The 10,941-nt window shown below is 62.4% G+C and carries 11 protein-coding genes and 1 pseudogene; 5 read left to right on the top strand and 7 right to left on the bottom strand.

Annotated features, from left to right (window positions below; translation table 11 throughout):
- Positions 1-12 precede the first annotated feature (12 nt).
- Together ABS769_RS07730 and ABS769_RS07725 are read right to left on the bottom strand one after the other, a co-directional pair.
- The gene (locus tag ABS769_RS07730) at positions 13-654 is read right to left on the bottom strand and encodes a CoA transferase subunit B (RefSeq protein WP_317060014.1); all 642 of its coding nucleotides are present in this window, start codon (positions 652-654) and stop codon (positions 13-15) included.
- Complete coding sequence (locus tag ABS769_RS07725) at positions 654-1,385, bottom strand: CoA transferase subunit A (protein WP_317060015.1); 732 nt, start codon at positions 1,383-1,385, stop codon at positions 654-656. Before ABS769_RS07725 ends, ABS769_RS07730 begins: the two co-directional genes overlap by 1 nt.
- Positions 1,386-1,519: 134 nt before the next feature.
- Between ABS769_RS07725 and ABS769_RS07720 the strand changes: the two genes are divergently transcribed.
- Positions 1,520-2,866: a phosphomannomutase gene (locus ABS769_RS07720; RefSeq protein WP_350498136.1), complete on the top strand. Its 1,347-nt coding sequence runs from the start codon at positions 1,520-1,522 to the stop codon at positions 2,864-2,866.
- Between the two features lie 42 nt (positions 2,867-2,908).
- Positions 2,909-4,312 carry a mannose-1-phosphate guanylyltransferase/mannose-6-phosphate isomerase gene (locus ABS769_RS07715; RefSeq protein ID WP_350498135.1) on the top strand — a complete coding sequence of 468 codons (1,404 nt, stop codon included), beginning with the start codon at positions 2,909-2,911 and terminating at the stop codon, positions 4,310-4,312.
- 116 nt (positions 4,313-4,428) lie between these two features.
- On the opposite strand, the gene rfbD is transcribed toward ABS769_RS07715, so the two are convergent.
- Genes rfbD through rfbB form a run of 4 tightly spaced genes read right to left on the bottom strand, consistent with a single transcriptional unit; the run spans position 4,429 to position 7,886 of the window.
- Positions 4,429-5,337 (bottom strand): dTDP-4-dehydrorhamnose reductase, encoded by a 909-nt coding sequence (rfbD, locus tag ABS769_RS07710; protein ID WP_350498134.1) that lies wholly within the window; start codon positions 5,335-5,337, stop codon positions 4,429-4,431.
- A complete protein-coding gene (gene rfbC, locus ABS769_RS07705) occupies positions 5,334-5,891 on the bottom strand; it encodes a dTDP-4-dehydrorhamnose 3,5-epimerase (RefSeq protein WP_205392493.1) in 558 nt (185 codons plus the stop codon). Before rfbC ends, rfbD begins: the two co-directional genes overlap by 4 nt.
- Entirely contained in the window at positions 5,888-6,775 is an 888-nt protein-coding gene (gene rfbA / locus ABS769_RS07700; RefSeq protein ID WP_350498133.1) for a glucose-1-phosphate thymidylyltransferase RfbA, read from the bottom strand. The genes rfbC and rfbA overlap by 4 nt, the downstream gene beginning before the upstream one ends.
- A 55-nt stretch (positions 6,776-6,830) precedes the next feature.
- Positions 6,831-7,886: a dTDP-glucose 4,6-dehydratase gene (gene rfbB, locus ABS769_RS07695; protein WP_350498132.1), complete on the bottom strand. Its 1,056-nt coding sequence runs from the start codon at positions 7,884-7,886 to the stop codon at positions 6,831-6,833.
- Positions 7,887-8,115: 229 nt separating this feature from the next.
- Here rfbB and ABS769_RS07690 point away from each other — a divergent pair, with 229 nt between their 5' ends.
- Genes ABS769_RS07690 through ABS769_RS07680 form a run of 3 tightly spaced genes read left to right on the top strand, consistent with a single transcriptional unit; the run spans position 8,116 to position 10,817 of the window.
- The gene (locus ABS769_RS07690; RefSeq protein ID WP_350498131.1) at positions 8,116-8,862 is read left to right on the top strand and encodes an electron transfer flavoprotein subunit beta/FixA family protein; all 747 of its coding nucleotides are present in this window, start codon (positions 8,116-8,118) and stop codon (positions 8,860-8,862) included.
- Positions 8,862-9,806: an electron transfer flavoprotein subunit alpha/FixB family protein gene (locus ABS769_RS07685; RefSeq protein ID WP_350498130.1), complete on the top strand. Its 945-nt coding sequence runs from the start codon at positions 8,862-8,864 to the stop codon at positions 9,804-9,806. The genes ABS769_RS07690 and ABS769_RS07685 overlap by 1 nt, the downstream gene beginning before the upstream one ends.
- Before the next feature lie 15 nt (positions 9,807-9,821).
- Positions 9,822-10,817: a lysylphosphatidylglycerol synthase transmembrane domain-containing protein gene (locus ABS769_RS07680; RefSeq protein WP_350498129.1), complete on the top strand. Its 996-nt coding sequence runs from the start codon at positions 9,822-9,824 to the stop codon at positions 10,815-10,817.
- A gap of 6 nt (positions 10,818-10,823) precedes the next feature.
- On the opposite strand, the pseudogene ABS769_RS07675 reads toward ABS769_RS07680, so the two are convergent.
- Positions 10,824-10,941 (bottom strand): annotated as a pseudogene (locus tag ABS769_RS07675) (IS5-like element ISCARN85 family transposase); the annotation flags it as partial.

Raw genomic sequence — 10,941 nt, 5'->3', positions numbered from 1 at the left:
ATTGCAACGCAACTATTCTGCGGTTTGCACAACGAATGCAACACCGGTCTTGGCGCGCAGCTCATCCAACTCCACACCTTCTGCAGCCTCCACCAACACCAACCCACCATCGGTGACATCGAACACTGCCAGGTCGGTGATGATGCGATCGACCACGCCCACGCCGGTCAACGGCAAGTCGCACTCGGGCAGGATCTTGTGGCTGCCGTCTTTGGCGACGTGTTCCATCAGCACCACCACGCGCTTGACCCCGGCCACCAGGTCCATTGCGCCGCCCATACCCTTGACCATCTTGCCGGGCACCATCCAGTTGGCCAGATCGCCGCGCTCGGTGACCTGCATCGCGCCAAGGATCGCCAGATCGATATGGCCGCCGCGGATCATCGCGAAAGAATCGTGGCTACCGAAATAACTGGCGCCCGCCCGCGCGGTGACGGTCTGCTTGCCGGCATTGATCAGGTCCGCATCCACGTCGTCTTCGGTGGGAAACGGGCCGATACCGAGCAGGCCGTTTTCCGATTGCAGCCACACATCCACGCCATCGGGAATGTGATTGGCCACCAGTGTCGGCAGTCCGATCCCCAGGTTGACGTAGGCGCCGTCGGTCAATTCGCGCGCCGCGCGTGCGGCCATCTGATCTCTGGTCCAGGCCATCACTGCTGTCCTTCGCGCACGGTGCGCTGTTCGATGCGTTTTTCCGGCGTGGCGTTGAGTACCAGGCGGTCGACATAGATGCCGGGCAGATGCACGTGATCCGAATCGATCGCGCCCATCTCCACGATCTCCTCGACCTCGGCGATGCAGACGCGACCGGCCATGGCGCAGGCGGGATTGAAATTGCGCGCGGTCTTGCGAAACACCAGATTGCCGGCCGTATCCGCACGCCATGCCTTGACCAACGCCACATCGGCCTGCAGCGCGGTCTCCAGCACATAGTGCTTGCCGTTGAATTCGCGGGTTTCCTTGCCCTCGGCGACGATGGTGCCGTAGCCGGTTGCGGTGTAAAACGCAGGAATTCCTGCACCGCCCGCACGCAAGCGCTCGGCCAGCGTGCCTTGCGGGTTGAACTCCAGCTCCAGTTCACCGGCCAGATACTGGCGTTCGAATTCCTTGTTCTCGCCCACGTACGACGAAATCATCTTGCGGATTTGCCGGGTGGCTAATAATTGGCCAAGCCCGAATCCATCGACCCCGGCATTGTTGGAAATCACGGTCAGCCCGCCGACTCCGCTTTCGCGCACTGCCGCGATCAGCGCTTCCGGGATTCCACACAAGCCAAAGCCCCCCACCGCCAGGGTCTGGCCGTCGGCCAGCACCCCGTCCAGCGCCGCCTTGGCATCGGCGTAGCGTTTGCCGCTTGCCTTACCACGTCCACTATTGCGCATCACCGCCCTCGCCTCGCTGATGTGAAGCAGCCATTCTAGCCGCTGACTGTTCCCTGTCCCCGTTCGCAATTCCGCCACACCCAAGACACGGCGCAGCCGCTAAACTCGGGCGTCCCCCACCCCAGGAATTGCCCATGACGCTACCCGCCTTCAAGGCCTACGATATTCGCGGCCGCGTGCCGGATGAACTCAACGAGGACTTGGCTCGCCGCATCGGCGTGGCGCTGGCGGCGCAGCTGGATCAAGGGCCCGTGGTCCTGGGCCATGACGTGCGCCTGGCCAGCCCCGGCTTGCAGGAAGCGCTCTCGGCCGGCCTGCGCGCCAGCGGCCGCGAGGTGATCGATATCGGCTTGTGCGGCACCGAGGAAGTCTATTTTCAGACCGACTACCTCAAGGCCGCCGGTGGCGTGATGGTCACCGCCAGCCATAACCCGATGGACTACAACGGCATGAAGCTGGTGCGCGAGCAGGCGCGACCGATCAGCTCCGACACCGGCCTGTTCGCGATCCGCGACACCGTTGCAGCCGATACCGCTGCACCCGGCGAGCCCACCACAAGCGAACAGAGCCGTACCGACAAGACCGCCTATCTGGAGCACCTGCTCAGCTACGTGGACCGCAGCACGCTCAAGCCGCTCAAGCTGGTGGTCAATGCCGGCAACGGTGGCGCCGGTCTGATCGTCGATCTGCTCGCACCGCATCTGCCTTTCGAATTCGTGCGCGTCTTCCACGAACCCGATGGCAACTTCCCCAACGGCATTCCCAACCCGTTGCTGCCGGAAAACCGCGCTGCCACCGCCAAGGCGGTGCAGGAACACGGCGCCGATTTCGGTATTGCATGGGATGGCGACTTCGATCGTTGCTTCTTCTTCGACCACAGCGGCCGCTTCATCGAAGGCTATTACCTGGTCGGCCTGCTGGCGCAGGCAATCCTGGCCAAGCAGCCGGGCGGCAAGGTCGTGCACGACCCGCGCCTGACCTGGAACACGGTCGAGATGGTCGAAGACAGCGGCGGCATTCCGGTGCTGTGCAAGAGCGGGCATGCCTTCATCAAGGAAAAGATGCGCAGCGAAAACGCCGTCTACGGCGGCGAAATGAGCGCACACCATTATTTCCTCGAGTTCGCCTACGCCGACTCCGGCATGATTCCGTGGCTGTTGATTGCCGAGTTGGTGTCGCAATCCGGTCGTTCGCTGGCAGATCTGGTCGAAGCACGCATGCAGAAGTTCCCTTGCAGCGGCGAGATCAACTTCAAGGTGGACGATGCCAAGGCCGCAGTTGCGCGCGTGATGGAGCATTACGCGTCGCTGTCACCCGCGCTGGATTACACCGATGGCATCAGCGCGGACTTCGGCCAGTGGCGTTTCAACCTGCGTAGTTCCAACACCGAACCACTGCTGCGTCTGAACGTGGAAACGCGCGGCGACGCCGCCCTGCTGGAAACGCGTACGCAAGAGATTTCCAACCTGCTACGTGGTTGATTCACCCTCCCCCACCTTGACGCACTGGAGTTTCCCCCGCTCATGAGCGACGTCCTTCCGATTATCCTGTCCGGCGGTTCCGGCACGCGCCTGTGGCCGTTGTCGCGCGAATCGTACCCGAAGCAGTTCCTGCCGCTGGTCGGCGAGCACAGCATGCTGCAGGCCACCTGGCTGCGTTCGGCTCCGGTGGCCGCGCATGCGCCCATCGTGGTGGCCAATGAAGAGCACCGCTTCATGGCGGCCGAACAATTGCAGCAGCTTGGCGTGAAGCCGTCGGCCATCCTGCTCGAGCCCAAGGGCCGCAACACTGCTCCGGCGATTGCGGTGGCTGCACTGGAAGCCACCCGTAACGGCGGCGATCCGCTGCTGCTGGTTCTGCCGTCCGATCATGTGATTCAGAATGAAGTTGCTTTCCAGGCAGCGGTCACCTTGGCGGCCACTGCGGCCGAGCAAGGCAAGCTGGTCACTTTCGGCATCAAGCCCACCGCGCCTGAAATCGGCTACGGCTACATCAAGGCAGGCGCAGGCACCGGTGTCAGCGCTGTGGAGCGCTTCGTCGAGAAGCCTGATCTGGCAACCGCGCAAGGCTACCTGGACAGCGGCGAGTACTACTGGAACAGCGGCATGTTCCTGTTCCGCGCATCGCGCTACCTGGAAGAGCTGCGCAAGTTCCAGCCCGCGATCGCCGATGCCTGCCAGAAGGCCTGGGAAGGCGGCAAGCGCGACGCCGACTTCACCCGCCTGGACAAGGACGCGTTCGCATCCAGCCCGTCGGATTCGATCGACTATGCGGTGATGGAAAAGACTGCCGATGCGGTCGTGGTGCCGCTGGATGCCGGCTGGAATGACGTTGGCTCATGGTCCTCGCTGCTGGACGTCTCCGAGCAGGATGGTCAGGGCAACGCGCATCATGGTGATGTGATCCAGCTCGATTGCAAGAACACCTATGCGTATGGCTCGCGCCTGATTGCCATGGTCGGTCTGGAGGACGTGGTTGTGGTGGAGACCGACGACGCAGTGTTGGTCGGCCACCGCGACCGCATCCAGGAGGTCAAGGAAGTGGTCAGCCAGATCAAATCGGCCGGACGTTCCGAGGCGACCTGGCACCGCAAGGTCTATCGTCCGTGGGGCGCCTACGATTCGATCGACATGGGCCAGCGCTTCCAGGTCAAGCGCATCACCGTCAAGCCGGGCGCCACGCTCAGCCTGCAGATGCACCACCATCGCGCCGAACATTGGATCGTGGTGAGCGGAACCGCCGAAGTTACCCGTGGCGAAGAAGTGCTGCTGCTGACTGAAAACCAGAGTACCTACATCCCGCTGGGCGTCACCCATCGCCTGAAAAACCCGGGCAAATTGCCGCTGGAACTGATCGAAGTGCAGTCCGGCAGCTATTTGGGCGAAGACGACATCGTGCGTTTCGAAGACACCTACGGGCGCACCTGATCGGTCGCTTGCAGGACTCTGCAACACATAAACAAACAGCCGGGGGATTCCCGGCTGTTTGTTTTTGCGGCTTGCACTGGTCGATGGAAATATCGCCACCGACCAGAGTCGCCGATTTACTGTTCGGCAGCGGCGATTTCGGCAATCACGCGCTGCAAGCCAAGCTGCCATTCCGGCAATACGACGTCGAAATCGTGCTGCAGTTTTTCGATCGACAACCGCGAATACGCCGGCCGCTTAGCAGGCGTCGGGTAGTCTGCGGTGGTAATCGGCACCACGCGCGGCGCACGCGGCAGCAAACCTGCGCTCACGGCTTCTTCGAAGATCGCCTCGGCAAAGCCATGCCAGCTGGTCTGTCCTGCAGCCGTGAGGTGCCAGGTGCCCGAGGTGTCGGGTATGCGTTGGCGCAGCAACTGCGCGGTGACATCGGCAATCAGAGCGGCGGGCGTCGGGGTTCCGATCTGATCGGCCACCACGCGCAGCTCATCGCGCTCGGCACCGACACGCAACATCGTGCGCAGGAAATTTGCACCATGCGATGCATAAACCCATGCCGTGCGCAGAATCAGATGCTGCGCACCGGAGGCGCGGATGGCGTCCTCGCCAGCAAGCTTAGTTTCGCCATACACGCCTAGCGGCGAGGTCTGCGCATCCTCCAGATACGGCTCGGTGCCCTGACCGTCGAAGACGTAATCAGTCGAGTAGTGCACCAGTGGCACGTTACGGGCAGCACACCATGCCGCAATGACGCCAGGCGATAGCGCATTCGCCCGCATGGCGCTATCGCGATCCTGCTCAGCGCGATCTACTGCCGTGTAGGCTGCAGCGTTGACCACCCGCGACGGGGCAATCCGGTCCAGCAAGGCTGGCAAAGCTTCCGGTGCGTCGAAGTCCGCCGTCTCACACGCGCTGCCATCAGGCAACTGGCCACTGCGTGTCGTCGCCTGCACCGCGCCATCGGCCGCCAGTGCGCGCAGCAGTTCAGTGCCTACCTGCCCGTTCGCCCCAAACACCAGAGTGATCACGGCGTATACACCGGCAATCGATCAACTGGCACGTCGCTCAGGAACGGCGCATTGGCATCCTTGGCGGATAGCAAAGGGTCGCTGATCGGCCAATCGACACCGATCGCCGCGTCATCCCAACGCACGCCGGCGTCGGCCTCTTTGACGTACACATCGGTGCACAAATAACTGAACACTGCGCGCTCGGACAACACCGCAAAACCATGCGCGAATCCTTCCGGAATCCAGAACTGCTTCTTGTTCTCTGCGCTCAATACCACCGCAGCCCATTGACCGAAATTCGGCGAACCATGACGCACATCGACAGCGACGTCATACACCTCGCCTTCGAGCACGCTGACCAACTTACCTTGCGGGCGCGGCCACTGATAGTGCAGACCACGCAGCACGCCCTTGGCAGAGGTGGACACGTTGCTCTGCACGAACTGCGTCGGCAGGCCGTGTTGGCCAAAGCGCTCTGCATTCCATGTTTCAAAGAAATACCCGCGCTCATCGCCGAACACTGCCGGCTCGATGACAACGCAACCCGGTAGACGCGTTTCGATTACTTTCAAGGCACTACTCCTCTTACAGCCAACTCATGTAGATACTTGCCATAGTCATTTTTCAGCAGCGGTGCAGCCAGGCGCTCCAACTGCTCGGCATCGATCCAGCCCTGACCGAATGCGATTTCTTCCGGGCAGCACACCTGCAGACCCTGGCGCATCTGGATGGTCTCGATGAAATTGGCCGCTTCGTGCAATGACTGGTGCGTGCCGGTATCCAGCCATGCGTACCCGCGCCCCAACGGTTCAAGATGCAAGTCGCCGGCATCGAGATAGCAACGATTGAGATCGGTGATTTCCAGCTCGCCGCGCGGCGACGGCTTCAAAGCAGCCGCATAGTCGCTGGCCTTGCCATCATAGAAATACAAGCCGGTGACCGCATAGTTGGAACGCGGCTTTTCCGGCTTTTCGGCAATGTCGATGACCTTGCCCTGCTGATCGAATTCGGCAACACCGTAGCGCTCCGGATCGTTGACCCAGTAGCCAAACACCGTTGCACCTTGCTCACGCGCGTCGGCGCGGCGCAAGGTATCAGTCAAACCGTGACCGTGGAAAATATTGTCGCCTAATACCAGGCAACTCGGCTTGCCGTCTACGAAGTCGCGTCCGATCAGATAGGCCTGTGCCAAACCGTCCGGGCTGGGTTGCACGGCGTACCGGATATTGACGCCCCACTGCGAGCCATCGCCCAACAGCGACTGAAACAGCGCCTGCTCATGCGGCGTGTTGATGATCAGAATGTCCCGGATGCCCGCAAGCATCAGCACGCTCAGCGGGTAGTAAATCATCGGCTTGTCGTACACCGGCAACAGCTGCTTGCTGACGCCTTTGGTGATCGGATACAGGCGCGTGCCTGACCCGCCCGCCAAAATGATGCCTTTACGTTGTGTCATGAGGTACTCCTGTTGAGGCCCGCGCGCATGCGCAGGCTCTTGCAAGGGACGCGCGTTATGCCGCGGCGCCGATCCGTTCCAGACGATAACTGCCATCCAGCACGCCCTGCACCCACGCCTGGTTGGTCAGGTACCACTCCACCGTCTGCGCGATGCCCTGCTCGAAGGTGTACGCCGGCTCCCAGCCCAGCTCGTCCTTCAACTTGGACGCATCGATTGCATACCGCCGGTCGTGCCCGGGGCGGTCGGTGACATAGGTGATCTGGCTTGCACGCGACTTGCCGTCTTCGCGCGGACGATGCTGATCCAACAGTGCGCAGATCGCCTGCACGACTTCGATGTTCTGGCGCTCGGAATTGCCGCCCACGTTGTAGGTCTCGCCGACCCGGCCCTTGGTCAGCACGGTGCGGATCGCTTCGCAATGATCGCTGACGAACAGCCAGTCGCGCACCTGCTTGCCGTCTCCGTACACCGGTAGCGGCTCGCCGGCCAGCGCCTTGGCGATGACCAATGGAATGAGTTTTTCGGGGAAGTGGTACGGACCGTAGTTGTTCGAGCAGTTGGTGGTCAGCACCGGCAGCCCGTAGGTGTGGTGGAACGCGCGCACCAAGTGATCCGACGCTGCCTTGGAGGCCGAGTACGGCGAGTTCGGGGCGTAGGGCGTGGTTTCGGTGAACTTGCCGGTCTCACCCAGCGTGCCATAGACCTCGTCGGTGGACACATGCAGGAAGCGGAACGCATCACGGCGCGTGTCCGGCAACGCTTTCCAATAGTCGCGCACTGCCTCGAGCAGGGCCAAAGTGCCGACCACGTTGGTCTGGATGAAGGCGCCAGGGCCTTCGATCGAACGATCGACATGGCTTTCGGCCGCGAAGTTCAGCACCGCGTCCGGCTGATGTTCCTGCAGCAAGCGAGTCACAAGCGCGCCGTCACCGATGTCGCCCTTGACGAAAACATGGTCGGCGTTGCCTTCCAGCGACGCCAGCGTGTTCAGATTGCCCGCATAAGTGAGCGCGTCCAGATTGACCACGCGGATTCCACGAGAGACCGCCTCCAGAACAAAATTTCCGCCGATAAAGCCGGCCCCGCCGGTTACTAGCCAAGTCGCCACTGTCTACCCCTCCTGGTCGCGCGCACCCGCGCTGCATTTTCAAACCACACAGGATATATGGTCCGGGCAAGACCGAGCTTAAGCATCGCCCACATCGCTGCGTCCGACTGCCGCAGCGCAGCATCCATACGCCATCGCATGGTGCGCCCTCCCCGGTTAGAATGGCGGCACTCCCGAGCCTGCCGCCGCGGCCGGGCCTTCCCGCAACAGCTGAAGGATCTCGTACACGATGAAAATCCTCGTCGCCTACAAGCGCGTGGTGGACTACAACGTCCGCATTCAGGTCAAGCCGGATGGTTCCGGCGTGGTCACCGACGGCGTCAAGCTCTCGCCGAATCCGTTCGACGAAATCGCCCTGGAAGAGGCGTTGCGCCTGCGCGATGCCGGCATCGCCACCGAGGTGGTAGTCGCCACCCTGGCGCCGGCCGATGCGGCCGCGCATCTGCGCAACGGTCTGGCCATGGGCGCCAACCGGGCCATCCACGTGGTCACCGACGCGGCGATCCAGCCGCTGACCGCAGCGCGCACCTTGTTCAAGCTGGTCGAGAAGGAACAGCCGGACCTGGTCATCCTGGGCAAGCAGGCGATCGACGACGATGCCAACCAGACCGGTCAGATGCTCGCCACGCTGTGGGGACGTCCGCAGGCGACCTTCGCCGGCAAGCTGGTGGTCGCCGATGGCAAGGCCACCGTGACCCGTGAGGTAGATGCCGGCCTGGAAACGCTGGAAGTGGATCTGCCGGCGGTGATCACCACCGACCTGCGCCTGAACGAGCCGCGCTTCATCAAGCTGCCGGACATCATGAAGGCCAAGAGCAAGCCGCTGGAAACGCTGGCCTTTGCCGATCTCGGCGTCGATGTGCACGATAGCCTCAGCACCACCCACTACGCCGCGCCGTCCAAGCGCAACCGTGGCGTGATGGTCAAGGACGCCGCCGAACTGGTGGCCGCACTCAAGCAAAAGGGGTTGTTGTAATGGCCAAGATCCTCGTCGTCGCAGAACATCTCAACGGTCAGCTCAATGCGGCCACCGCCAAGACCCTCAGCGCCGCGCTGGCGGTGTCGGCCGAGTCCATCGACATTGTTGTGCTGGCGGCCGACCCGGCTGCGGTTGCCATCCAGGCCGCGCAGTTGGCAGGCGTCGCACGCGTACTAACTGTGACAAACGCCGCCAACGAACACGCCGTCGCCCAGGTGCTTGGGCCGCAGATCGCAGAGCTCGCCGGCCAGGGCTACAGCCATGTGTTCGGCTCCTCCACGACCTTCGGTAAGGATCTGATGCCGGTCGTGGCCGCGCTGCTGGGCGTGAACCAGATCTCCGACCTGATGTCGGTCGAGGATGCCTATACCTTCAAGCGCCCGATCTACGCCGGCAACGCGATCATCACGGTGAAAGCGCCGGCCGAACAGGTCGTGGTCGCCACCGTGCGCAGCGCCTCCTGGCCGGAAGCGGCAGCCGGCGGCAGCGCGACGGTCGAAGCAGTCACCGTTGATGCCGCGCTGCCGACCCACACCCGCTTCGTCGGCCTGGCCGCAGGCAGCTCCGACCGCCCCGACCTGCAGAGCGCCAAGCGCGTGGTCTCCGGCGGCCGCGGCGTCGGCTCGGCCGAGAATTTCCAGCACATCTACAGTTTGGCCGACAAACTCGGCGCCGCCGTGGGTGCCTCGCGCGCTGCCGTGGACGCCGGCTACGTGCCCAACGAGCTACAGGTCGGCCAGACCGGCAAGATCATCGCCCCCGAGCTGTACGTGGCGATCGGCATCAGCGGCGCGATCCAGCATCTGACCGGGATCAAGGACGCAGGGACGATCGTGGCGATCAACAAGGACCCGGAGTCGCCGATCTTCGAGATTGCGGATATTGGCTTGGTTGGGGATCTGTTCGCATTGCTCCCTGAGCTGGAGGCCGCACTGGGCTGAGGCCCTTCTGCTGCAATGGATTCACCTTCGCCTCCCAGCATCAACGGTGCCGCAAGATTGTGGCACCGCCTGGATTATCTGGCAGCCTTCGTTCTCGTGCTATGCGCCGGGTACGTCGCCGCATTGGTCTGGGTCGATCACGGAAACGGGACCTTTTCGCGGCTGAGCGAGGTCTGGCCGTTGATGTCGCTCGCAATCGTGCCCGTCTCCATTACGTACCTGTTTCGATACTGGCGCTGGCAGTGGCTACTCCGCCGCAAAGGGCATCGAGTACCAGTATTGCTCGGCTTGGCCGGTTATCTGGCAGGCTTCGCGCTGACCGCAACGCCCGGCAAGGCCGGGGAACTGATGAGAATCCGCTATTTTGCGCGTATGGGCATTCCGCCCGAGCGCACGCTTGGTGTCTTTGTCTTCGAGCGCGCGTCCGACCTGCTGGTCATCCTGTCTTTGTCATTGCTGGCTGCATCGGTGTTCCCGACCTTGGGCGCCTTGGTGGCAGTGGTGCTGGGATTTGTCTGTGTGCTGTTCGGAGCGGCGGCATGGCCTGCGCTACTCAATCAGTTTGCTCGTTTGGCCGAGCGCCTTCCCGGCCGCTGGCTGCGCGGCCTGACACACTTTGGCCTTGCGGCAGCGTTGGAGCTACGTAGCTGCCTGGATCTGCGCGCGTTCGGACAAAGCATGCTTGCCGGATCCATCGCCTGGGGACTGACATCTGCGGTCTTCGTAAGCCTTTGCATTGGAATGGGCTTGCAGCTGAACTCTGTTGTCGCGCTCGGTATTTACCCGCTCGCGATGCTGATTGGCGCACTGTCGTTCGTCCCCGGTGGTGTTGGCACGACCGAACTGGCCATCGTGTTGATGCTCAATCGGCTCGGGATCTCCACCGCCGAGGCAATCGCGGTAGCGGTGGCAGCGCGCCTGGTCACACTCTGGTACGCCATTATCGTCGGCGCACTAGCTATGCTGGCTGCGGAATCAGCGTTTTACAAGAAAGCTAAGGTGATCTACTAGGGCCTGTTAACACATCCGAAGCCCATCAACGACTAGGACGAAGCTGAGGAATCCAAGGAACATGACATCCAGCTTGTCGAAGCGCGAGAAAATCCGGCGGTAGCCTTTCAAGCGACGGAACAGT

The sequence above is a fragment of the Xanthomonas hortorum genome (assembly GCF_040279205.1).
In the GTDB taxonomy this organism is placed as follows: Bacteria; Pseudomonadota; Gammaproteobacteria; order Xanthomonadales; family Xanthomonadaceae; genus Xanthomonas; species Xanthomonas hortorum_F.
Note: the sequence above shows the minus strand (reverse complement) of the source record. Positions and strands in the feature narration are given on the sequence as shown.

Excerpts from the sequence above, each read along its gene's own strand:
- ABS769_RS07725 (WP_317060015.1), bottom strand. The coding sequence starts at position 1,385 with ATGCGCAATAGTGGACGTGGTAAGGCAAGCGGCAAACGCTACGCCGAT.
- ABS769_RS07715 (WP_350498135.1), top strand. The coding sequence starts at position 2,909 with ATGAGCGACGTCCTTCCGATTATCCTGTCCGGCGGTTCCGGCACGCGC.
- ABS769_RS07685 (WP_350498130.1), top strand. The coding sequence starts at position 8,862 with ATGGCCAAGATCCTCGTCGTCGCAGAACATCTCAACGGTCAGCTCAAT.
- ABS769_RS07690 (WP_350498131.1), top strand. The coding sequence starts at position 8,116 with ATGAAAATCCTCGTCGCCTACAAGCGCGTGGTGGACTACAACGTCCGC.
- ABS769_RS07680 (WP_350498129.1), top strand. The coding sequence starts at position 9,822 with ATGGATTCACCTTCGCCTCCCAGCATCAACGGTGCCGCAAGATTGTGG.
- ABS769_RS07730 (WP_317060014.1), bottom strand. The coding sequence starts at position 654 with ATGGCCTGGACCAGAGATCAGATGGCCGCACGCGCGGCGCGCGAATTG.
- rfbA (WP_350498133.1), bottom strand. The coding sequence starts at position 6,775 with ATGACACAACGTAAAGGCATCATTTTGGCGGGCGGGTCAGGCACGCGC.
- ABS769_RS07720 (WP_350498136.1), top strand. The coding sequence starts at position 1,520 with ATGACGCTACCCGCCTTCAAGGCCTACGATATTCGCGGCCGCGTGCCG.